The organism is Winslowiella arboricola (genome assembly GCF_025527015.1).
GTDB classification, from domain to species: domain Bacteria; phylum Pseudomonadota; class Gammaproteobacteria; order Enterobacterales; family Enterobacteriaceae; genus Erwinia; species Erwinia arboricola.
Window position 1 is genome coordinate 90,733 of sequence record NZ_JAODIM010000042.1, and the last position, 21,373, is coordinate 112,105.

The 21,373-nt window shown below is 53.3% G+C and carries 19 protein-coding genes; 11 read left to right on the forward strand and 8 right to left on the reverse strand.

What is annotated here, in order from left to right:
• Positions 1 to 57 precede the first annotated feature (57 nt).
• From N5923_RS14815 to cirA, 3 genes are all read left to right on the forward strand, one after another.
• On the forward strand, positions 58 to 1,140 hold the full coding sequence (locus tag N5923_RS14815; protein WP_267142536.1) for a FecCD family ABC transporter permease: 1,083 nt from the start codon (positions 58 to 60) through the stop codon (positions 1,138 to 1,140).
• Positions 1,140 to 1,931, forward strand: coding sequence for an ABC transporter ATP-binding protein (locus N5923_RS14820; protein WP_267142537.1), 792 nt, complete (start codon positions 1,140 to 1,142; stop codon positions 1,929 to 1,931). The genes N5923_RS14815 and N5923_RS14820 overlap by 1 nt, the downstream gene beginning before the upstream one ends.
• A gap of 228 nt (positions 1,932 to 2,159) precedes the next feature.
• Positions 2,160 to 4,133 carry a catecholate siderophore receptor CirA gene (gene cirA, locus N5923_RS14825; RefSeq protein ID WP_267142538.1) on the forward strand — a complete coding sequence of 658 codons (1,974 nt, stop codon included), beginning with the start codon at positions 2,160 to 2,162 and terminating at the stop codon, positions 4,131 to 4,133.
• 85 nt (positions 4,134 to 4,218) lie between these two features.
• Here the strand turns inward: cirA and fghA are convergent, their stop codons facing one another.
• The 3 genes from fghA to ptrR form a co-directional block, all read right to left on the reverse strand.
• Positions 4,219 to 5,061: an S-formylglutathione hydrolase gene (gene fghA / locus N5923_RS14830; protein ID WP_267142539.1), complete on the reverse strand. Its 843-nt coding sequence runs from the start codon at positions 5,059 to 5,061 to the stop codon at positions 4,219 to 4,221.
• Positions 5,062 to 5,073: 12 nt separating this feature from the next.
• Positions 5,074 to 6,198, reverse strand: a complete 1,125-nt coding sequence (locus N5923_RS14835; RefSeq protein WP_323372719.1) for an S-(hydroxymethyl)glutathione dehydrogenase/class III alcohol dehydrogenase — start codon at positions 6,196 to 6,198, stop codon at positions 5,074 to 5,076.
• Positions 6,199 to 6,388: 190 nt separating this feature from the next.
• Positions 6,389 to 7,270 (reverse strand): putrescine utilization regulator PtrR, encoded by an 882-nt coding sequence (gene ptrR / locus N5923_RS14840; protein WP_267142540.1) that lies wholly within the window; start codon positions 7,268 to 7,270, stop codon positions 6,389 to 6,391.
• Positions 7,271 to 7,417: 147 nt separating this feature from the next.
• On the opposite strand from ptrR, the gene N5923_RS14845 reads away from it, so the two are divergent.
• The 8 genes from N5923_RS14845 to N5923_RS14880 all read left to right on the forward strand — a co-directional run bounded on the left by N5923_RS14845 (position 7,418) and on the right by N5923_RS14880 (position 16,585).
• Positions 7,418 to 8,545 (forward strand): YbfB/YjiJ family MFS transporter, encoded by a 1,128-nt coding sequence (locus N5923_RS14845; RefSeq protein ID WP_267142541.1) that lies wholly within the window; start codon positions 7,418 to 7,420, stop codon positions 8,543 to 8,545.
• A gap of 136 nt (positions 8,546 to 8,681) precedes the next feature.
• On the forward strand, positions 8,682 to 9,347 hold the full coding sequence (gene folE, locus N5923_RS14850; RefSeq protein WP_267142542.1) for a GTP cyclohydrolase I FolE: 666 nt from the start codon (positions 8,682 to 8,684) through the stop codon (positions 9,345 to 9,347).
• Between the two features lie 75 nt (positions 9,348 to 9,422).
• A complete protein-coding gene (gene yeiB, locus N5923_RS14855) occupies positions 9,423 to 10,583 on the forward strand; it encodes a DUF418 domain-containing protein YeiB (RefSeq protein ID WP_267142543.1) in 1,161 nt (386 codons plus the stop codon).
• Positions 10,584 to 10,742: 159 nt separating this feature from the next.
• Positions 10,743 to 11,783, forward strand: a complete 1,041-nt coding sequence (galS, locus tag N5923_RS14860) for an HTH-type transcriptional regulator GalS (RefSeq protein ID WP_267142544.1) — start codon at positions 10,743 to 10,745, stop codon at positions 11,781 to 11,783.
• Positions 11,784 to 12,068: 285 nt separating this feature from the next.
• Positions 12,069 to 13,064, forward strand: coding sequence for a galactose/glucose ABC transporter substrate-binding protein MglB (gene mglB, locus N5923_RS14865; protein ID WP_267142545.1), 996 nt, complete (start codon positions 12,069 to 12,071; stop codon positions 13,062 to 13,064).
• A 95-nt stretch (positions 13,065 to 13,159) separates the two neighbouring features.
• Positions 13,160 to 14,680, forward strand: coding sequence for a galactose/methyl galactoside ABC transporter ATP-binding protein MglA (gene mglA / locus N5923_RS14870; RefSeq protein WP_267142546.1), 1,521 nt, complete (start codon positions 13,160 to 13,162; stop codon positions 14,678 to 14,680).
• Between the two features lie 19 nt (positions 14,681 to 14,699).
• Complete coding sequence (mglC, locus tag N5923_RS14875) at positions 14,700 to 15,710, forward strand: galactose/methyl galactoside ABC transporter permease MglC (protein WP_267142547.1); 1,011 nt, start codon at positions 14,700 to 14,702, stop codon at positions 15,708 to 15,710.
• Between the two features lie 149 nt (positions 15,711 to 15,859).
• Positions 15,860 to 16,585, forward strand: a complete 726-nt coding sequence (locus N5923_RS14880) for a helix-turn-helix transcriptional regulator (RefSeq protein WP_267142548.1) — start codon at positions 15,860 to 15,862, stop codon at positions 16,583 to 16,585.
• On the opposite strand, the gene sanA is transcribed toward N5923_RS14880, so the two are convergent.
• The 5 genes from sanA to N5923_RS14905 form a co-directional block, all read right to left on the reverse strand.
• A complete protein-coding gene (sanA, locus tag N5923_RS14885) occupies positions 16,586 to 17,308 on the reverse strand; it encodes an outer membrane permeability protein SanA (RefSeq protein ID WP_267142549.1) in 723 nt (240 codons plus the stop codon).
• Positions 17,309 to 17,443: 135 nt separating this feature from the next.
• On the reverse strand, positions 17,444 to 19,141 hold the full coding sequence (locus N5923_RS14890; RefSeq protein ID WP_267142550.1) for an NAD-dependent malic enzyme: 1,698 nt from the start codon (positions 19,139 to 19,141) through the stop codon (positions 17,444 to 17,446).
• 125 nt (positions 19,142 to 19,266) lie between these two features.
• On the reverse strand, positions 19,267 to 20,157 hold the full coding sequence (cdd, locus tag N5923_RS14895) for a cytidine deaminase (RefSeq protein WP_267142551.1): 891 nt from the start codon (positions 20,155 to 20,157) through the stop codon (positions 19,267 to 19,269).
• Between the two features lie 129 nt (positions 20,158 to 20,286).
• The gene (locus N5923_RS14900; RefSeq protein WP_267142552.1) at positions 20,287 to 20,979 is read right to left on the reverse strand and encodes a CidB/LrgB family autolysis modulator; all 693 of its coding nucleotides are present in this window, start codon (positions 20,977 to 20,979) and stop codon (positions 20,287 to 20,289) included.
• Positions 20,972 to 21,364, reverse strand: coding sequence for a CidA/LrgA family protein (locus N5923_RS14905; protein WP_267142553.1), 393 nt, complete (start codon positions 21,362 to 21,364; stop codon positions 20,972 to 20,974). The genes N5923_RS14900 and N5923_RS14905 overlap by 8 nt, the downstream gene beginning before the upstream one ends.
• Positions 21,365 to 21,373: the final 9 nt, after the last annotated feature.

Sequence of the window (21,373 nt, forward strand, 5' to 3'; positions counted from 1 at the left end):
TTTCAACTTGCTCTGGCAGCAGGATTTCAGCCGGGCAAAAGAAGACAGAGAAGAATAATGAGTGTGACTCACGAGCCCATGCCGTACGCGAAGAAAAACCCGGTTCAGAGCGTGATGGGACGCTATCAACAACTGTTACGTCACCGCCTGATGATTATGGGCGTGCTGCTGCTGGCGATCCTCGCCTCGCTGATCCTGGATTTTACCCTCGGTCCTTCAGGCCTTTCCCTGCAAACCCTGTGGCATGCGCTGATGCAGCCAGCTACCGTCGATGCCGGTACGCGGGTGATCGTCTGGGATATCCGTTTACCTTACGCCCTGATGGCGATAGTGGTTGGCATGGCGCTGGGACTGGCCGGTGCTGAGATGCAGACTATCCTGAATAACCCGCTGGCCAGTCCGTTTACCCTTGGCGTCTCTTCGGCGGCGGCTTTTGGCGCGGCGCTGGCGATTGTGCTGGGTATTGGTATTCCTGGCATTCCCGATCAGTGGTTTATCTCTGCCAATGCTTTTGTTTTCGCGCTGTTTGCCGCACTGATGCTGGATGGCGTGACGCGCTGGACGCGGGTGGCAACCTCCGGCGTGGTGCTGTTTGGTATCGCGCTGGTATTTACCTTTAATGCGCTGGTATCGATGATGCAGTTTATCGCCAGTGAAGATACCTTGCAGGGCCTGGTGTTCTGGACCATGGGCAGCCTGGCGCGTGCCTCGTGGGAGAAACTTGGCGTGCTGCTGCTGGCGCTGCTGATTGTGGTGCCTTTCTCAATGATGAGCTCCTGGAAGCTGACGGCGTTGCGGCTCGGTGAAGATCGCGCGGTCAGTTTTGGTATTGATGTGCGCAGATTACGTCTGGCGACGCTGCTGCGTATCAGTATTCTGTCGGCGCTGGCGGTGGCGTTTGTCGGCCCGATAGGCTTTATCGGACTGGTGGCGCCCCATATTGCACGTATGGTATTTGGTGAAGATCACCGCTTCTATTTACCGGCCAGCGCCCTGACCGGTGCGCTGGTGCTGTCGATGGCCTCGGTGGCGTCGAAGAATATTATACCCGGCGTCATTATCCCGGTCGGCATCGTCACCTCGCTGGTGGGCGTGCCGTTCTTCCTGAGTATTATTTTACGTCATCGGGGGAGCGTCTGATGCAGGGTTTATCGATTCGCGGCTTTAATGCTGGTTACCCCAAACGCAAGATTATTGAAAATCTGCATGTCCCCTTGCTGCCACGCGGAAAAATCACCGTATTGCTGGGGCCAAATGGCTGCGGTAAATCAACGCTGCTGCGCTCTCTCGCCGGTCTGAACCGCGCGCAGGGCGAACTGTGGCTGAACGGTGAAGAGCTGATGGCGCAGCCGTTTGCGCGTCGGGCCGATAAAGTGGTCTATCTGCCGCAGTCGCTGCCCGCCGGGGTGCATCTGCATGTACTGGAATCGATTATTGTCGCGCAGCGTGCTTCCGGCGGGCGCAGCAGTGCCAGCAGCGAAAACGAAGTGATGGCGCTGCTGGAACAGCTGGGAATTGCCCATCTGGCGCTGAGTTATCTCGATCAACTTTCCGGCGGGCAGAAACAGCTGGTGGGATTAGCGCAATCATTAATTCGTCGTCCTGAGTTATTATTACTGGATGAACCATTAAGTGCGCTGGATTTAAATTACCAGTTTCATGTAATGGACTTAGTGCGTCGCGAAACACAGCAGCGCAATATTGTTACCGTGGTGGTGGTGCATGATATTAATATCGCCCTGCGTCATGGTGAACATGTATTAATGCTGCAGAACGGCGAATTAATTGCCGACGGTCAGCCGATCGAAGTCATTACACCGGAGAGCCTGGCGCGGGTGTATGGCGTGAGAGGGCGCATTGAGCGCTGCTCGCATGGCACGCCGCAGGTGCTGATTGATGGCCTGGTAGCAGAACCGGAACCGGCACTGTAAAGTCCAGAGTAATACCACTGATAATCAGAATTCGTAAAATAACATCATTAGTTTCGGGAGGGATAAACCCCTCCCGTTAATGTAAAGAATTGTCTTTTATTATCCTAATCCGGAATATAACCGGAAAAAATAAGCGAGATTATCTCGCCGCCTTATTGTGAGCAAATAACGGCACCTGAACGCAAATCTGTTCAATTTTATATTTATTTTTACCTTTTGGAGAAAAGCATGTTCCGTTTAAATCCTGTGGTCCGCGGGGGCCTCTGTGCGTCCGCGCTCGCCTTAAGTTTGCCGGTGGTGGCGGCTGAAAGTGAGAAAGAGAATGAAGAGACGATGGTGGTTACCGCCTCGGCAACAGAAGTTAATCTGAAAGATGCGCCCGCCAGTATCAGCGTGATTACCGCCGACGATATTAAACGTAAGCCGGTGCAAAACCTGCGTGATGTGCTGCGTGAAGTACCAGGGGTACAGCTCACGAATGAAGGCGATAACCGTAAAGGCATCAGCCTGCGCGGCCTCGACAGCAGCTACACGCTGATTCTGATCGACGGCAAACGGGTTAACTCGCGTAATGCGGTGTTCCGCCACAACGATTTTGACCTTAACTGGATCCCGGCCGACGCCATCGAACGTATTGAAGTAGTGCGCGGGCCGATGTCATCCCTGTATGGTTCGGACGCGCTGGGTGGCGTGGTCAACATTATTACCCGTAAAGTGGGTAAGGCCTGGCACGGCACTCTGAGTGCGGATACCACCCTTCAGCAGCATCGCGATCGCGGTGACAGTTATAACGGCAACTTCTTTACCAGCGGGCCGCTGATTGATGATTTGCTCGGCGTTAAGCTTTACGGCGGTCTTGGCAAGCGTGAGAAAGATCAGCAGCAGCCATCCGATACCGGCACCAATGGCTTAACCCCGGGAATCGAAGGTTTTACCGCGCGTAATGGCAATGTTGAATTTGCCCTGACGCCGACCGACAACCAGGATATCGCTCTCGGTTATGGTTTTAACCGCCAGGATCGTGATTCTGATTCGCTGGATAAAAACCGCCTTGAACGTCAGAACTACTCGGTCAGCCACGACGGGCGCTGGGACTTTGGTAATACCGAGCTGCGTTTCTACGGCGACAAAGTGGATAACTTCACCACCAGCACCATTACCTCCGAAAACAGCTCACTGGATGGCAAGCTGGTGCTGCCGCTGGGCGATATCAATCAGCTGCTGACCTTTGGCGGCGAATGGCGTCACGATAAGTTAAGCGACCCGGTTAACCTGACCGGTGGCAACGGCACCAGTACTTCAGCTAATCAGTACGCGCTGTTTGTCGAAGATGAGTGGCGCATTTTTGAACCGCTGGCGCTCACCACCGGCGTGCGTCTTGATGACCATGAGACCTACGGCGACCACTGGAGCCCGCGTGTTTATCTGGTTTACAGCGCCACTGATACTGTCACCGTCAAGGGCGGCTGGGCCAATGCGTTTAAAGCGCCGTCGCTGCTGCAGCTAAGTCCTGACTGGCAGACCAACTCCTGTCGCGGCAGTTGTGCGGTCGTGGGCAGCCCGGAGCTGAAACCGGAAACCAGTGAGAGTTTTGAGCTGGGTCTTTACTATGCGGGTGATGAAGGCTGGCTGGACGGCGTTACTGGCAGCGTTACCGCTTTCCAGAACAATGTCGACGATATGATCAATATTGCCCGTACCGCCGATGCGGCTCTGGCGCCAGGTTATCCAAACTTTGTCGGGTTTGACAGCAGCGGGCGGCCGATTTTCCGCTACTACAATGTCGATAAAGCGCGAATTAAAGGAATTGAAACCGAGCTCAAAGTGCCGTTTAACGATCAGTGGAAGCTGACGCTGAATTACACCTATACCGATGGGCGTGATTTAAGTGGCGGCGGCAATAAACCGCTGGAAGAGATGCCACTGCATACCGCTAACAGTACGCTGGACTGGACGCCATTGCAGGACTGGTCGTTCTATCTGCAGGCTAACTACTCAGGTGAACGTCGCACGCTGACAAATGATGGCGCCACTCCGGGGGGTTATGTGTTGTGGAATACCGGTGCCAGCTGGCAGGCCACCAAAGCCGTGAATCTGCGCGCCGGGGTGTTGAACCTGGTCGATAAAGAGCTGAACCGCGACGACTACAGTTACAGTGAAGATGGACGCCGTTACTTCCTCGCGATGGACTATTCGTTCTGATTGGGTAAAAAGAAGGGAGCCGAAAACGGCTCCCCTGGATAAATTCCCTGGCTTATGCAGGGGCGGCGTTCTCGCCGCCCACTAATTACACCAGCAAATGTTTTGCATGAAAACGCAGATGATCTTCGATAAAGCTGGCGATAAAGAAGTAGCTATGGTCATAACCGGGCTGAATACGCACGGTTAACGGCCAGCCAACATCTGCAGCCACCTGCTCTAAACGCTCAGGGTGCAGTTGATCGGCAAGGAACTGATCGCTATCGCCCTGATCGATCAGAATCGGCAAGCCCGGCGCTGACTGACGCATCAACCAGCAGCTGTCATACTCCAGCCAGCTCTGCGGGTTATCCCCCAGATAGTGACTGAAGGCTTTTTGCCCCCAGGGTACCTGACACGGATTCACAATCGGAGCAAAGGCCGAAGCCGAGCTGAATTTACCCGGATTGCGCAGCGCCAGCATAATCGCGCCGTGACCGCCCATCGAATGACCGGCAATCGCCTGACGATCGCTGACATTGAAATTATCCGCAATCAGCGTCGACAGCTCATCGTTAAGGTAATCATACATGCGGAAATGCTGATCCCACGGCGGCTGGGTCGCATTCAGATAGAAACCTGCGCCCTGACCGAGATCGTAGCCGTCATCATTTGGCACGCCTTCACCGCGTGGACTGGTATCCGGCATCACCAGCACCAGACCCAGTTCGGCGGCGATACGCTGCGCCCCGGCCTTGGTGGCGAAATTCTCATCGGTACAGGTCAGCCCGGCGAGAAACCACACCACTGGCGGTGGTGTCTCGCGCTTAGGACCCGGTAAAAAGATGCTGAACGTCATCGCGCAGTTCAGCGTCGATGATGGATGGCGGTAGCGCTGCTGCCAGCCGCCAAACATGCGATGTTCTTCCAGTAACTCCAGCGTGGATGGCATTAATCCTCCTGATTACTTATTAAAGTGCACCACGGTACGAATCGATTTGCCTTCATGCATCAGGTCAAATGCGTCGTTGATCTGCTCCAGCGGCATCGTATGAGTAATAAAGTCGTTCAGCTGGAACTCACCCTGCATATAACGCTCAACAATACCTGGCAGCTGTGAACGGCCTTTGACGCCGCCAAAGGCGGAACCGCGCCATACGCGACCGGTTACCAGCTGGAACGGACGGGTGGAGATCTCTTCACCGGCGGCGGCGACGCCAATAATCACCGACTCGCCCCAGCCTTTATGGCAGCATTCCAGTGCTGAACGCATCACATTGACGTTACCGATACACTCGAAGGAGAAATCGACGCCGCCATCAGTCAGCTCAACAATCACATCCTGAATCGGCTTATCGTAATCTTTCGGGTTAATCAGGTCGGTTGCACCCAGTTTGCGTGCCAGATCGAACTTGCTGGTATTGATATCAATAGCAATAATACGACCGGCTTTCGCCATGGTGGCGCCAATAATCGCCGAAAGACCAATACCGCCGAGGCCGAAAATCGCCACGGTATCGCCTTCTTTCACTTTCGCGGTGTTCATCACTGCGCCCATACCGGTGGTCACGCCACAACCCAGCAGACACACTTCTTCCAGTGGCGCTTCTTTATTGATTTTCGCCAGTGAGATTTCAGGTAATACGGTGTATTCAGAGAAGGTCGAGGTGCCCATATAGTGGAAAATTGGCTTACCGTCTTTAAAGAAGCGGGTGGTGCCATCCGGCATCAGACCTTTACCCTGAGTGGTGCGGATCGCCTGGCACAGATTGGTTTTGCCGGAGCGACAGAATTTACACTCGCCACACTCCGGCGTGTACAGTGGGATCACATGATCGCCGATCGCCACGCTGGTAACGCCTTCGCCAATCGCTTCAACGATACCACCGCCTTCGTGGCCGAGGATCGCCGGGAACACACCTTCAGGATCTTTACCGGAGAGGGTATAGGCATCGGTATGGCAGACGCCGGTCGCCACGATACGTACCAGCACTTCACCTTTCTGCGGCGGCATCAAATCCACTTCTTCAATCTTCAGTGGCTCACCGGCCGCCCAGGCGACTGCTGCCCTGGTTTTAATCATTTCCACTCGCTTTTCCTCATATTTGACATTGCTCCAGGCTACCTTACTTGCCATTTTGTCGCCGGGCAGTGCTCAAAATCCTCACGTACTACGTGTACGCTGCGGTTTTTGCGCGCTGGCCGTCAGCAAACTGGCTGCGCCGGTAAACGCCTGGTCAGTTTAGTGGTTAAGAATATTAGATAATTATGGACCAAATTTATGCGCTTTCTGGCTTATCGTCGAACTGTTCAATAATCAGGTATTTCAGCGCTTCCACATTCGGGGTAAAAGCATCGCGGCGCCAGATCAGCCAGGTCGCGCTGTCGCGATACTGCGGCGGTAACTGATGTACCTGCACCCGTTCCTGACCCGGCATCTGCGACAGCACTGACCAGGGGATCATCGCCAGACCGGCGCCGCTGGCCACACAAGCCATCATCGCGTGATAGGACTGAATCTCCATCACATTGCCGGGCTGGACGCCGCTTTCGCGAAACCACGACTCGAAGCGCAGGCGATAGGAGCAGGTGTGGCGAAAGGCAAACAGCGTGTCGCCGCTGGCATCGGCCGCGCTGTGGATCGCACGGTGGTCAACACTGGAGATCAGCACCATCTGTTCGCGAAATGAGATACAGCCATTAAGCTCATCATAAGCGACCGGGCCATCGACCATGGCGGCGGCCAGCGTACCGGCGCGTACCCGTTCGATAATTTCACCGGAGGTGCCGGTAATCAGCGACAGCGCCACCGCCGGATAACGCTGATGATAGGCGGCCAGTAATGCTGGCAGGCGCGTGGCGGCGGTGCTCTCCATTGAGCCAAGGGCAAAGTTGCCCGCCGGTTCACCGGTGCGCGTCATGCTCAGCGCTTCTTCGCTCAGTGCAAGGATACGCTGGGCGTAGCAGAGAAAATTATGGCCCATTGGCGACAGGCGCAGGCGCTGTTTTTCACGAATAAACAGATCGGTGCCCAATTCCTGCTCAAGCTGACGCAGTCGGGTGGTCAGGTTAGAGGGCACGCGATGCAGCTGTTCCGCAGCGCGTGCAACCGAGCCGGTTTCCGCTACCGAACAAAACATGCGTAACTGGGTTAAATCCATCCGTTCTTTTTCCGTAAGCAACTTGTTTATGATTATTCACTTTTTGTGATTTTAACCAGCATGCATCATACTGGCAACCGTTATGAGAGACTGACATAAAAAAACTACCGATATGCAAGCAAGCATCCGGCGTTTAAGGAGAGAGTTATGGCACTGCGCGTGGCACTGAGCGCATTTTTATCGCTGGTTGTAGCAATGGGCATCGGTCGTTTTGCTTTCACCCCGCAAGTTCCGCTGATGATTAATGAGCATCAGCTCAGCTTAACCAGCGCGGCATTAGTCGCGGCATTTAATTATCTCGGTTATCTGTGCGGTTCTTATGACGCGATGCGCGCCAGCCGCCGGGTGGAGTGGCGTCTGCAGGGCGGGGTGTGGGGAGCCGTGGTGCTGACTCTGCTTTCCGCCTGTATTGAGGGGCCGTGGTGGCATGGGGTAGTGCGCTTTTTAATTGGCTGGGCCAGTGGCTGGGCAATGGTGCTGGTGGCGGCTTGGAGTAATGAGCAGTTGCTGCATCACGGTCGTCCGGGGCTGTCGGCGGCGGTGTTTGCCGGGCCGGGTACCGGGATTTTTATCAGTGGGATGCTGGCGGTTGTGCTGCATGCACTGGGCGTCAGTGCGGCCTTTGCCTGGGGTGCCTATGGTTTACTGGCGCTGATCCTGATTGCACTGATAGCGCGTTTCCTGCCGCGCAGCGGTCAGCTGCACCGGCCGGAAAGTGCGCCAGAACCGCTGGTACTGACACCGCGGCTGAAACGTCTGGTGCTGAGCTACAGCCTGGCGGGTTTTGGTTATATCCTGCCAGCGACCTTTTTGTCACAGATGGCAGCGGCGCGATTCCCGGATAGCGCCTTTGCACAGTTTGTCTGGCCGATTTTTGGCGGTGCAGCGGTAATTGGTATCGGGCTGGGGATCCTTACCCGACATTACTCTTCCGCCAATACCCGTCTGGCCATCACGCTGTGGGCGCAGGCGCTGGGCGTCTTTGCTGCTGATTTGCTGCCGGGGATGAGTGGTCTGGTGCTGGGGGCTGTGCTGATTGGCGGCGGTTTCCTCAGCGTGGTGCAGCTGACATTGCAGTATGGTCGTGAGCTGGCGCCGAAACATGCGCGCTATCTGGCGGGTTTACTGACAACCGGCTATGCCATCGGCCAGCTGGTGGGACCGATGCTGTCTGCGCTCTCCACCATGCTGACCCACCGGCTGGAACCGGCGCTGTATGTGGCTGGTGCCGGGCTGGTAGTCGCCGGATTGCTGGTGGTGCGTAAGGGTAAATGAAACACTTTCACTGCCAATTAAATTGATTCACTGGATTAACCTGGCGGAGTGTTCCAGAATACGCCTTCAGAAAACTGTCCGCCCGATACATCGCTGTATTGGGCGGGTGAAACACCTGCTGGAGAAAATCATCATTATGACGACGTTAAGTCAGGAAGCTGCCCTGGTTCATGAAGCGCTGCTCGCGCGTGGGCTGGAAACCCCATTACGCTCGCCAGCGCGTGAAATGGATGACGAAACGCGCAAGCGCCTGATCACCGGTCATATGACGGAAATCATGCAGTTGCTGAATCTGGATCTGGAAGACGACAGCCTGGCGGAGACCCCGCACCGCATCGCCAAGATGTATGTCGATGAAGTCTTTTCCGGTCTGGATTACGCTAACTTCCCGAAAATTACCGTGATTGAAAACAAAATGAAGGTCGATGAAATGGTGACGGTACGTGATATCACGCTGACCAGCACCTGCGAACACCATTTTGTGATTATCGACGGTAAGGCGACCGTGGCCTATATTCCGAAAGAGAAGGTGATTGGTCTGTCGAAGATCAACCGCATTGTGCAGTTCTTTGCTTCACGTCCGCAGGTGCAGGAACGTCTGACCCAACAGATTTTAGTGGCGTTGCAGACTCTGCTCGGCACCAGCAATGTGGCCGTCTCGATCGATGCGGTACATTACTGCGTGAAAGCACGTGGTATTCGCGATGCCACCAGCGCCACCACCACCACATCACTGGGTGGTCTGTTTAAATCCAGCCAGAATACTCGCCAGGAATTTTTACGCGCGGTGCGTCATAGCTAATTAGCGACGCCTGTCTCTGATTCTGTCCCTCTTGCCGCTGGTAAGAGGGCTGTTATTTGTTAACGGGAACCCTTAATGCAACGCAATATCACGCTGGATTTTATTCGTGGTCTCGCCGTTCTCGGTATCCTGTTACTTAATATCAGTGGTTTTGCGCTTCCCTCCGCTGCCTATCTCAATCCCGCCTGGCGCGGCATGCCGTCGGCGTCCGATTTCTGGACCTGGGCGACGATTGATCTGTTTGCGCAGATTAAATTTCTGACCCTGTTTGCCATTCTGTTCGGCGCTGGCCTGCAAATGCTGCTGCCACGCGGCAAACGCTGGCTACAGTCGCGTCTGACGTGGCTGGCGATCATCGGTTTTATCCATGCGGTGTTTTTCTGGGAAGGCGATATTTTGCTGGATTACGCCATCGTTGGCCTGATTGCCTGGCGTATGATCCGCGATGTGCCTTCCACGCGCTCCCTGTTCCATACCGGTGCGCTGCTGTACCTGGTGGGCGTCGGCGTGCTGATTATCTTCAGTATGATCTCCAGCGGCGAGCCGAACAGCTCCTGGTTGCCGGGCGCGGCCGATCTGCAATATGAGGCGTTCTGGAAACTGTCCGGTGGCTGGCTGGCGGCGCAGGCGCGTCTCGATCACCTCTCCTCCAGCCTGCTGGCGCTGGGCGCGCAGTATGGCTGGCAGCTGGCGGGGGCGATGATGATGGGCGGCGCGCTGATGCGCAGCGGCTGGCTGAAAGGCGAATTCAGCCAGCGACACTATCGCCGCACCGCATTAATACTGATTAGCCTGGCGCTGGTAATCCAGATCCCCGGCATTTATCTGCAATGGTATCTGCGTTGGGATTTCCGCTGGTGCGGCTTTTTATTGCAGGCGCCACGTGATTTGGCCGGGCCGTTGCAGGCGCTGGGTTATGCCGCGCTCTGCTTTGCTTACTGGCCGCAGCTGGCAAAACTGAAATTCACGCACGCCATCAGCTGCGTGGGGCGCATGGCGCTGACCAATTACCTGATGCAGACTCTGCTCTGTACCACACTGTTCTATCGCTTTGGCTGGTTTATGCAGCTGGACCGGCTGCAACTGCTGGCGGTAGTGGTGGCGGTATGGGCAATCAATATCCTGTTCTCCGTGCTGTGGCTGCGTTATTTCCGCCAGGGGCCACTGGAGTGGTTGTGGCGTAAACTGACCGCGCTTGCCGCTGGCTCCCAACCTGAGAATTCCCGCGCCGGATAATGACCGCCATCACAAAGGTTACAGAATTGTATGTAACCGTTTTCATCTGTGTGACGAGATTCACGCTGCTAACCTCCCGCCCCTGACAAAATAGCCGACAGAACACCTTCAGATGTCGGGAAGAACGATGCAATTAACTATTTTCAAGGCCGGGCGTCCATGATTACCATCCGCGATGTTGCACGCCTTGCTGGCGTCTCTGTGGCAACCGTTTCTCGCGTCCTGAATAACAATAGCGCGGTGACGGCGGAAACCCGCGAGAATGTGCTACAGGCTGTAGAATCATTAGGTTACCGACCCAATGCTAACGCGCAGGCACTGGCCACCCAGGTCAGTGACACCATTGGCGTGGTGGTGATGGACGTTTCCGATCCCTTCTTTGGCGCGCTGGTGAAAGCGGTCGATACCGTGGCGCAGCAGATGAATAAGCATGTATTGATCAGCAATTCCTGGCATCAGGAGGCGAAAGAGCGCCATGCGATTGAGGTGCTGATTCGGCAGCGCTGCAACGCCTTAATTGTGCATGCGAAAACCCTTGCGGATGACGAGCTGGCGCACTTTATGGACCAGATCCCGGGTATGGTGCTGATTAACCGCATTGTGCCGGGCTATGCCCATCGCTGTGTCTGCCTCGACAATGTCAGCGGCGCGCTGATGGCTACGCGTATGCTGCAACAGCAGGGTCACACTCGTATTGGTTATCTCGGCTCCAGCCATCCGATTGAGGACGTGGCGCAGCGCCGTGACGGCTGGCAGCAGGCGCTGGCAGAGCAGGGGATTACACCGCCGGAAGGCTGGATTGCCAGTGGTGAACCCGATATGCAGGGCGGTGAAGAAGCGATGGTTGAACTGCTGGGCCGCAATCTGCATCTGACGGCGGTGTTTGCCTACAACGACAGCATGGCGGCTGGCGCGCTAACCGCATTGAAAGATAACGGAATTCGCGTTCCTCAGCATGTTTCTATCGTCGGGTTTGATGATATTCCAATGTCACGTTATACCGATCCGCAATTGACAACCATCCGTTATCCCATTGTTTCCATGGCTAAAATGGCCACCGAACTGGCGCTGAAAGGCGCTGCCGGACAGCAGGATCACACTGCGCAGCACTGTTTTATGCCAACGCTGGTGCGTCGCCATTCAGTAGCCGTCCGGCAAAGTGTGGAGCCGGTCACTAATTCAAGCGATTCCCCCATGTAACCGTTTCCAATCTGTGAGTAAATTCACAGTTAATTAACAACGCGCTCTCTATGATGACAGCGCAATGCAGGGGCTGAAACATAATGTAACGCGAGGTTCTTCTGGCTTCACGTGTCCATATCGCCGCTGCGAAACAGTTTCAAACATCTTTTGCGGAAGTATCAGTCAACAAGGACGTCAGGTTTTGTATTAGCAATCCGTCGGTGGCGTGCAACATATTGATAACAATGCCGCTGCCGAGTGTTAATCATCTATTGCCTTACCCTGTAAAAACCCGGAGATATTATGAATAAGAAGGCTTTTACCCTCACAGCCCTGGTTGCCAGTATGATGTTTGGAGCAACGGCTCATGCAGCAGACACCCGTATCGGTGTCACCATCTATAAATATGACGACAACTTTATGTCTGTGGTGCGTAAAGACATTGAGAAAGAAGCAAAACAGGTTTCCGGCGTGCAGCTGTTAATGAATGACTCGCAAAACAGTCAGTCAACGCAGAACGATCAGGTTGATGTGATGATGGCAAAAGGCGTGAAAGCGCTGGCTATTAACCTGGTGGATCCGGCGGCGGCGGCGGTGATTGTCGATAAAGCGCGCGGTAACGATGTGCCGATCGTCTTCTTCAATAAAGAACCTAACGCGAAAGTATTGGCCGGTTACGATAAAGCTTATTACGTCGGGACTGACTCAAAAGAGTCTGGCGTGAAGCAGGGCGAACTGATTGAGAAACACTGGAAAGCCAATGCCGGCTGGGATCTGAATAAAGATGGTCAGATTCAGTTCGTGTTGCTGAAAGGTGAGCCGGGCCATCCTGACGCTGAAGCCCGAACCAAATATGTGATTGATACCCTGAATAAAGACGGTCTGAAAACCCAGCAGCTGCATTTAGATACCGCGATGTGGGATACCGCAATGGCGAAAGATAAAATGGATGCCTGGTTATCTGGTCCGAACGGTAACAAAATTGAAGTGGTTATCGCTAACAACGACGCCATGGCGATGGGTGCGGTTGAAGCGCTGAAAGCCCATAATAAATCCTCTATTCCGGTATTTGGCGTCGATGCATTGCCAGAAGCGCTGGCGATGGTGAAATCCGGCGCGATGGCCGGCACCGTGCTGAATGATGCGAAAAACCAGGCGCGCGCCACCTTCCTGATGGCGAAAAACCTCGCTGACGGCAAGCCAGCGGCTGAAGGCACTGACTACAAAGTGGAAAACAAAATTGTCCGCGTGCCGTATGTTGCGGTCGATAAAGACAATCTGTCCGAGTTCGCGAAATAAAGCAGAGGGGAATCTGAAATACCCCAACGCAGGGGCGGCGTTTTCGCCGCCCGTATGCATCAGTTGCCCGATTGACTCTTTCAGCCAGGTAAATTATGGCCAGTGATAATACGACACCACAGCGAGAATTCCTGCTGGAAATGACCAACGTCAATAAGTCATTTCCAGGGGTGAAGGCACTCGACAACGTCAATTTAAAAGTCAGACCGCACTCTATTCATGCGTTGATGGGCGAGAACGGCGCGGGTAAATCGACGTTATTAAAATGCCTGTTTGGCATTTACAGTAAGGATTCGGGGAGCATTCTGTTTCAGGGTGAGGAAATCAATTTTAACAGCGCCAAAGAGGCTCTGGAAAACGGTGTATCAATGGTGCATCAGGAGTTAAACCTGGTGCTGCAGCGTACGGTGATGGATAACATGTGGCTTGGCCGCTATCCGCGCAAAGGCTTTTTTGTTGACCAGGATAAAATGTATCGCGATACCAAAGCGATATTTGACGAATTAGATATTGATATCGATCCGCGCGACAAAGTGGCGACACTGTCCGTTTCGCAGATGCAGATGATAGAAATCGCCAAGGCGTTCTCGTATAACGCCAGAATCGTGATTATGGATGAGCCGACGTCGTCATTAACGGAAAAAGAGGTAAACCATCTGTTTACCATTATCCGTAAATTAAAAGATCGCGGTTGTGGCATCGTCTATATCTCACACAAGATGGAAGAGATTTTCCAGCTGTGTGATGAAATTACGATTTTACGGGATGGTCAGTGGATTGCCACCCAGTCGCTGGAAGGGCTGGATATGGATAAGATCATCGCGATGATGGTAGGACGCTCACTCAGCCAGCGTTTCCCGGATAAGAGCAACGTGCCGGGCGAAGTGATTCTGGAGGTGCGTAATTTAACCTCCCGCAGCCAGCCGTCGATTCGTGATATCTCCTTTGATCTGCATAAAGGGGAGATCCTCGGTATTGCAGGTCTGGTTGGGGCAAAACGTACCGATATCGTGGAAACGCTGTTTGGTATTCGCGATAAATCAGGCGGCACCATTAAGCTGCATGGCAAAGCGATTAATAACCACAGCGCCAACGAAGCGATTAATCACGGTTTTGCGCTGGTGACGGAAGAGCGCCGCTCAACCGGTATTTATGCGTATCTGGATATCGGCTTTAACTCGCTAATCGCTAATATCCGTAAATATAAAAACAGCATTGGTCTGCTGGATAACAGCCGGATGAAAAGCGATACCCAATGGGTAATTGATGCGATGCGGGTAAAAACCCCCGGTCATCACACCTCTATTGGTTCGCTTTCCGGTGGTAATCAGCAGAAAGTGATAATTGGTCGTTGGTTACTGACTCAACCAGAAATCTTAATGCTGGATGAGCCGACGCGCGGGATTGACGTTGGCGCGAAGTTTGAAATTTATCAGCTGATTGCTGAGCTGGCGAAGAAAGAGAAGGGGATTATTATCATCTCTTCCGAAATGCCGGAGCTTTTAGGGATTACCGACAGGATTTTGGTAATGAGTAATGGCCTGGTTGCAGGCATTGTCGAAACGAAAAGCACCACGCAGAACGAAATATTGCGTTTGGCATCGTTACACCTTTAATGATGTAAGGGCTGTTACCATGAAAGCAGTTAATAAGAAAAATGCGCTCACCTGGTTAAAAGAAGGCGGTATCTATGTCGTATTACTGGTGCTGCTGGCAATTATTATTTTCCAGGATCCAACCTTCCTCAGCTTAATGAACTTAAGTAATATTCTGACGCAATCTTCCGTGCGTGTGATTATTGCGCTTGGTGTGGCGGGACTGATTGTTACCCAGGGCACGGATCTGTCAGCCGGACGTCAGGTCGGTCTGGCGGCGGTGGTCGCGGCTACCATGTTGCAGGCGATGGATAATGTTAATAAAGTCTTCCCGAATATTGATACTATCCCGATTCCACTGGTTATTCTGACCGTCTGTATTATCGGTGCGTTTATTGGCCTGATTAACGGTATTATTATCGCTTATCTGAAGGTTACGCCATTTATTACCACCCTTGGCACCATGATTATCGTTTATGGCGTTAACTCGCTCTATTATGATTATGTTGGCGCATCACCGATTGCCGGTTTTGATTCAGGCTTTTCAACCTTTGCTCAGGGCTTCCTGCGCTTTGGTGACTTTAAGCTCTCCTATATCACCTTCTATGCGATTATCGCCATTATCTTCGTCTGGGTGCTGTGGAATAAAACACGCTTCGGTAAAAACATTTTTGCTATCGGCGGTAACCCGGAAGCGGCGAAAGTCTCCGGCGTAAACGTACCATTAAACCTGATTATGGTGTATGCGCTGTCCGGGGTGTTCTATGCCTTCGGCGGTATGCTGGAAGCGGGCCGTATCGGCAGCGCCACCAATAACCTCGGCTTTATGTATGAGCTTGATGCGATTGCTGCCTGCGTGGTCGGCGGCGTGTCATTTGCCGGTGGTGTGGGTACGGTCGCAGGTGTAGTGACCGGGGTAATTATCTTTACGGTAATTAACTACGGTTTGACTTATATTGGAGTGAACCCTTACTGGCAGTATATTATTAAAGGCGGAATTATTATCTTCGCCGTAGCGCTGGATTCACTGAAATATTCACGTAAAAAGTAATTGCAGCGCGATATGCCAGCAGACAGCCATGAGCCAATGCTGGCATATCGCCGTGGATCTGTTATCGCTCAAATAGAGAGCTGTATCTGATTATCCGGGGGGTAAGAGTGGTAGGATGATTTCCGTATCAATCTCAACAAGAGGATGTTATGGAGAGCAATTATATGGAATTCTCAGTTAATAAAGATATGGATATTCGCTCGCGAACTTTTGAAGCCATGATCTCATATATGCAAAACAGCAATGAATTCTGGTACATAAAAGACCATGAATCACGGTTTATCTATATGAATGACTACGGCTTACACTACAGTGGCCTGCCGAAAGGATTTAACGTAGAAGGAAAGCTGGACAGCGAATGTCCGGTTTACTGGTCAGAGATCGCTGATATCATTCAGGCTAACGATAAGCATGTGATGGACAGTCAGAAAGTCATTCCAACGCTGATTACCTTTATGTATGGCGGCAGAGAAAAGCTTATCCAGCCTTTTATGGCCGATGTGACACCTCTGATTAAGGACGGAAAATCAATTGGCGTGGTCGGCAGGGCCAAAAAGCTGGAAATCTATTCGATGTATCATCTTGAAAATAATAAATGCCCGGAATCTTTATCGTTCGGAAATCCTACCGATCTGTTTACTGACCGCGAGTTTGATGTGGTATTCTTCGCGCTGCAATCATTAAGTGCCAAAGAAATTGCGCGGCGGCTGAATATTTCCTACAAAACTGTGGAAAAATATCTGCAGACGATATATGAAAAAACCAATGTCAGCGCGTTAAGTCAGCTAATCGAGTACTGTCGCAATGCAGGGTATGATAAATTCGCACCCAACAGATTTATTAATCCCAGCCCTTATATACCGTTAGGCAGTTAATTACCGCTTCTCCAGCTTCTGCTGCAACTCCAGCAGCTGCTCCGGGGTTACTGCCGGATAGCTTTGCGTATTTTCCGGTACTTCATGCAATGCCGGAATCGGCACTAACGGGCCGAGAAAACGTGGCTCCCGCTTCATCAGATAGAGATCGGCCAGCGCGCCAAGACGGGCGCCCACTTCACGCAAACGGATGCTGAGCATATTTTTCGGCGAGGGCACCGCATAGCACTGCGCCTGAATCCCCATATGCAGGGCAATAAACAGCGCGCGCTCACAGTGGAAACGCTGGGTAATAATAATGAAATCGTTGGTATCAAACACCTTACGCGTGCGCACAATCGAATCCAGCGTACGGAAGCCAGCATAATCGAGCACGATATCGGCAGGCTCCACACCGGCGGCGATTAAGTCGCGGCGCATGGTCATCGGTTCGTTATAGCTTTGCTGGGCATTGTCGCCGCTTAACAGCAGGTAGTTTACCTTGCCGCTATTGTAGGCGTTGATCGCCCCCTGCATGCGATACAGGTAGTACTGATTAATTACCCCGGTGCGATAGTACTTGGCGGTACCGAGCACCACACCCACCTGGCGATGGGGCAACGAGGTTAAATCATCATACACATAAGGCGTGGTTTTCCAGCTAATCCAGCGATCCAGGCCGAGCGCAGTTATTATCATCAGTGAAATAATGATAATCAGACCATAAATCAAGCGTTTTAACATGCTTCAGGGCGCTCAGTCGGACAAGGGAACAGGGTGACTCAAGGCTACTTGACCCGCTGCTGCGAAGCAAGCAAAGCGCCGTTGGACGCCGCATTTTTGCGCAGTGCCGGGCACATTTGTACCCGGCAACTGAGTTTAGATTGAAGTACGACGGTAATTACGGTATTGCGGCAACCAGAAGTTTCTGGCGATAGCTTTCGACAGCACATCTTCTGAAGAGACCACCGCGACGCCTGACAGCTGCGCAGCTTTACCTACCGCCATCGCAATCAGCTTGGAAACACCCTGAATATCTTTCACTTCCGGCAGCACCGCACCAACGCCATCATTGACCAGCGGTGAACAGTCGGCCAGCGCACGGCTTGCCGCCATCAGCATGCTGTCAGTCACACGGGTTGCGCCCGATGCCAGTACACCAAGGCCAATCCCCGGGAAGATATAGGAGTTGTTGCACTGGGCAATCGGATAGGTTTTCCCTTTCCAGCTCACCGGCGCAAACGGGCTACCGGTAGCGACCAGCGCAGCACCGTCAGTCCAGGCCAGAATATCCTGCGGTGTCGCTTCAACACGTGAGGTGGGATTTGACAGCGGCATGACAATCGGGCGTGGACAGTGCTTATGCATTTCACGAATGATTTCTTCGCTAAACAGGCCTGGCTGACCTGAAACGCCGATCATAATATCGGGCTTCGCGTTGCGCACCACGTCGAGCAGTGACAGTGAGTCAGTGCTGACATCCCAGCCGCTCAGTTTTTCGCTTTTCTGTACCAGTTTGCCCTGGAAATTCAGCAGGTTTGGCAGTTTGTCGGTCAGCAGACCAAAGCGGTCAACCATAAACACCCGGCCACGCGCTTCTTCATCACTCAGACCTTCTGATTTCATCTGGGCGATAATCTGCTCGGCGATACCACAACCGGCGGAACCGGCGCCAAGGAACACCACCGTCTGCTCACGTAATTTACTGCCCGCCGCGCGGCTGGCGGCAATCAGCGTACCCAGCGTGACCGCCGCTGTGCCCTGAATATCATCATTAAAGCAGCAGACTTCATCGCGATAACGTTCCAGCAGCGGCATGGCATTTTTCTGCGCAAAGTCTTCAAATTGCAGCAGCACGTTTGGCCAGCGACTTTTTACCGCCAGAATAAATTCATGGACAAACTCTTCGTACTCTTCGCCAGTGATGCGCGGATGACGCCAGCCCATATACAGCGGGTCATTCAACAGCTGCTGATTGTTGGTGCCAACATCCAGCACTACCGGCAGGGTATATGCCGGGCTGATGCCGCCACAGGCGGTGTACAGCGACAGCTTACCAATTGGAATACCCATGCCGCCGATACCCTGATCGCCGAGACCGAGAATACGTTCACCATCGGTAACCACAATCACCTTCACGTTCTGTTTGGTGGCGTTCTGCAGCATATCTTCGATATTGGCGCGGTTCGGATAGGAGATAAACAGGCCGCGGGCGCGACGATAGATTTCGGAGAAGTGCTCACAGGCAGCACCGACCGTCGGGGTATAGATGATTGGCATCATCTCTTCGAGATGGTTGTCCAGCAGGCGGTAGAACAGTGTTTCGTTGGTGTCCTGGATGTTGCGCAGGTAGACGTGTTTGTCGTTGTCGTTTTTGAAATCCTGAAACTGACGCCAGGCGCGTTCAGCTTGTTCTTCGATACTCTCAACGGTTTCGGGTAACAGACCGTTCAGGTTGAAGTCATTACGTTCTTCGATTGAGAATGCGCTGCCTTTATTCAGCAGCGGAAACTCTAACAAAATAGGTCCGGCGTAAGGAATATATAGCGGTCTTTTACTCTCGTACTCGAGTTCCATTTAAAAATAGCCCCTGGCTCGTGATGTTGTGACCAGGGATCCTAAGAGAATTCACGCAGAAGTACAGCCTTTGTTAACTATTGAAAACAAAAGCTGCGAACTTTCTCGAGGTAATGTGGCAACCGTTACGTTTTTTGCAACGCTATTGCGCGGAAATTATCGCAACCTAATGCTTTCAGGGTAGCCTCAGTGGCTTCATGTTGTCTCAGCTTTGCGCCGGTACTTTCCGCCAGCACCGCACGTTTAATCTGCATGCCGCTTTCGCCAAACATATTTAACAGGATCAGCGCCGCCTGCAACGGCGGCAGACTCGGGTTAAACGCGGCATTTTCCGCATAACGACCCGCAAAGATATGGCCACTGCTGGTTTCGATTGCCACGCCGCTATGGGCATGGCTGTAAGGCGCATGGCTCTGGTTGGCGGCAGCTATCGCCTGCTGCTCCAGCGGATCACCGCTCAGGGTGTAACCATGGTTGACCGGGTCCAGCAGCAGGGTTTCAATCGCCAGGTCGCGCGGACCAAAAGCATACGGCAGATAATCACCCAGCGTGGCCGGTTCGCGCTCAGGCAGACAGATGCGCAGCGCGGTGCCACTATTAAGTTCATTCATAAACTGGCGGCAGTGGCCGCAGGGCGAGTAATTCACCGTGATGGCTTGCAGTGCGGTTTCACCTTTAAGCCAGGCATGGGTGATAGCGCTCTGCTCGGCATGCACCGTCTGTTGCATGGTCGCGCCGACAAACTCCATATTGGCGCCCAGATACCAGCTGCCGCTGTTGCCGCGCGCTACCGCGCCGACGTTAAAGCTGGAAAGGGGCGCAACTGCACAGGCCGCTGCCAGCGGCAGCAGGGCAAAGGCCAGCGCATCCTCATCCAGTCCAGTTTGCTGGCGGATGGTGGCGATATGTTGCGCAGTAAAGCTGGCGCTGAAATCACTCGCGGTCAGAATCGGATTAAGCGCAACCTGCAATTCGGGCGTCAGGGCTGCAAAGGCGGTGTGAAAACGTGGATGCATTGAATGCCTCTTATTGGCGTCGTTGACCACCGATTTTACGGTGCTATCAGCAGGTTATATGTGATCTGTATCGCTGTATCAATGCAATCCATGAAAGTAAATTTCAAATTGCGAGATCTCTCGCAAGTTTTAGCCCCATATCCGCATCAGCAACGGGAAGATAAACGGCGCCAGCAGTGAGGTAATAATCCCGCAAATCACCAGCGCCAGCGAGCTGAAGGCGCCTTCCTGAAAATTGATCTCGGCGCAACGCGCGGTGCCCAGTGCGTGCGAGGCATTACCAATCGCCAGCCCGCGCGCCGCTTTACTGCGTATCCGCAGCAGATTCAAGATCATATGGCCGAATATCGCGCCAAGCAGTCCGGCAAGCAACACGCAAATCGCGCTGATCGCCGGAATGCCTTGCAGTGACGCGGAAATCGCCATTGCAATCGGCGTGGTCACTGATTTCGGCAGCAGGGTCGCGGCGATTTCTGGCGTGGCACCCAGCCACAGCGCGATGGCGGTGCCGGAGATCATCGCGGTGATGCTGCCAATAAAGCAGACGCTGATAATCGATTTCCAGCGTGCGCGAATCTGGTGGATCTGCTCATACAGCGGCAGCGCCAGCGCGACCACCGCCGGTTGCAGTAACTGGTTCAGGATTGCGCTACCAGCAAAATAGCGCGCATAAGGCATATTGATCAGCAGCAGAATCGGCACAATTACCGCAATCGACACCAGCAGCGGATTGAGCAGCGAAATTTTCGTCTTCGCCGCCAGCCGACGCGCGGCAAAAAACACCAGCAGCGTCAGGGGTAGCGACCACCAGAAATCAGTCACCTTTGCTCTCCTTGCTGAGCGCCTTGTTATGCATGCGTTCGGATGAGACGCCGACAATCACCAGCACCACCAGCGTGCTGACAACGCAGGAGACGACAATCGGGCCAAACTGGGCGCTGAGAATATCGGTGTAGCTCATCACGCCAACGCTAATCGGCACAAACAGCAACGCCATATAGCGGATCAGCAGATGACAGCCGGGTTTTACCCATTTCGCCGGTACAATTTGCGATGCCAGCAGCGCGAAGAGAATAAGCATGCCGAGAATACTGCCAGGGATAGTGATGGGCAGCAGGGCAGAAAGGCCGTTTCCGGCATAGAGACAGAGGTAGATAATGGCGAAGGCGCGAAGATAACGCCAGCCGACAGATAGCACGCTGAGCATGACAGGCTC

Bases quoted from the DNA above. Each gene is read 5' to 3' on its own strand.
- N5923_RS14845 (WP_267142541.1), top strand. From the start codon at position 7,418: ATGGCACTGCGCGTGGCACTGAGCGCATTTTTATCGCTGGTTGTAGCA.
- cirA (WP_267142538.1), top strand. From the start codon at position 2,160: ATGTTCCGTTTAAATCCTGTGGTCCGCGGGGGCCTCTGTGCGTCCGCG.
- mglA (WP_267142546.1), top strand. From the start codon at position 13,160: ATGGCCAGTGATAATACGACACCACAGCGAGAATTCCTGCTGGAAATG.
- folE (WP_267142542.1), top strand. From the start codon at position 8,682: ATGACGACGTTAAGTCAGGAAGCTGCCCTGGTTCATGAAGCGCTGCTC.
- N5923_RS14905 (WP_267142553.1), bottom strand. From the start codon at position 21,364: ATGCTCAGCGTGCTATCTGTCGGCTGGCGTTATCTTCGCGCCTTCGCC.
- ptrR (WP_267142540.1), bottom strand. From the start codon at position 7,270: ATGGATTTAACCCAGTTACGCATGTTTTGTTCGGTAGCGGAAACCGGC.
- yeiB (WP_267142543.1), top strand. From the start codon at position 9,423: ATGCAACGCAATATCACGCTGGATTTTATTCGTGGTCTCGCCGTTCTC.
- galS (WP_267142544.1), top strand. From the start codon at position 10,743: ATGATTACCATCCGCGATGTTGCACGCCTTGCTGGCGTCTCTGTGGCA.
- sanA (WP_267142549.1), bottom strand. From the start codon at position 17,308: ATGTTAAAACGCTTGATTTATGGTCTGATTATCATTATTTCACTGATG.
- N5923_RS14820 (WP_267142537.1), top strand. From the start codon at position 1,140: ATGCAGGGTTTATCGATTCGCGGCTTTAATGCTGGTTACCCCAAACGC.
- fghA (WP_267142539.1), bottom strand. From the start codon at position 5,061: ATGCCATCCACGCTGGAGTTACTGGAAGAACATCGCATGTTTGGCGGC.
- N5923_RS14890 (WP_267142550.1), bottom strand. From the start codon at position 19,141: ATGGAACTCGAGTACGAGAGTAAAAGACCGCTATATATTCCTTACGCC.
- mglB (WP_267142545.1), top strand. From the start codon at position 12,069: ATGAATAAGAAGGCTTTTACCCTCACAGCCCTGGTTGCCAGTATGATG.
- N5923_RS14815 (WP_267142536.1), top strand. From the start codon at position 58: ATGAGTGTGACTCACGAGCCCATGCCGTACGCGAAGAAAAACCCGGTT.
- cdd (WP_267142551.1), bottom strand. From the start codon at position 20,157: ATGCATCCACGTTTTCACACCGCCTTTGCAGCCCTGACGCCCGAATTG.
- N5923_RS14880 (WP_267142548.1), top strand. From the start codon at position 15,860: ATGGAGAGCAATTATATGGAATTCTCAGTTAATAAAGATATGGATATT.
- mglC (WP_267142547.1), top strand. From the start codon at position 14,700: ATGAAAGCAGTTAATAAGAAAAATGCGCTCACCTGGTTAAAAGAAGGC.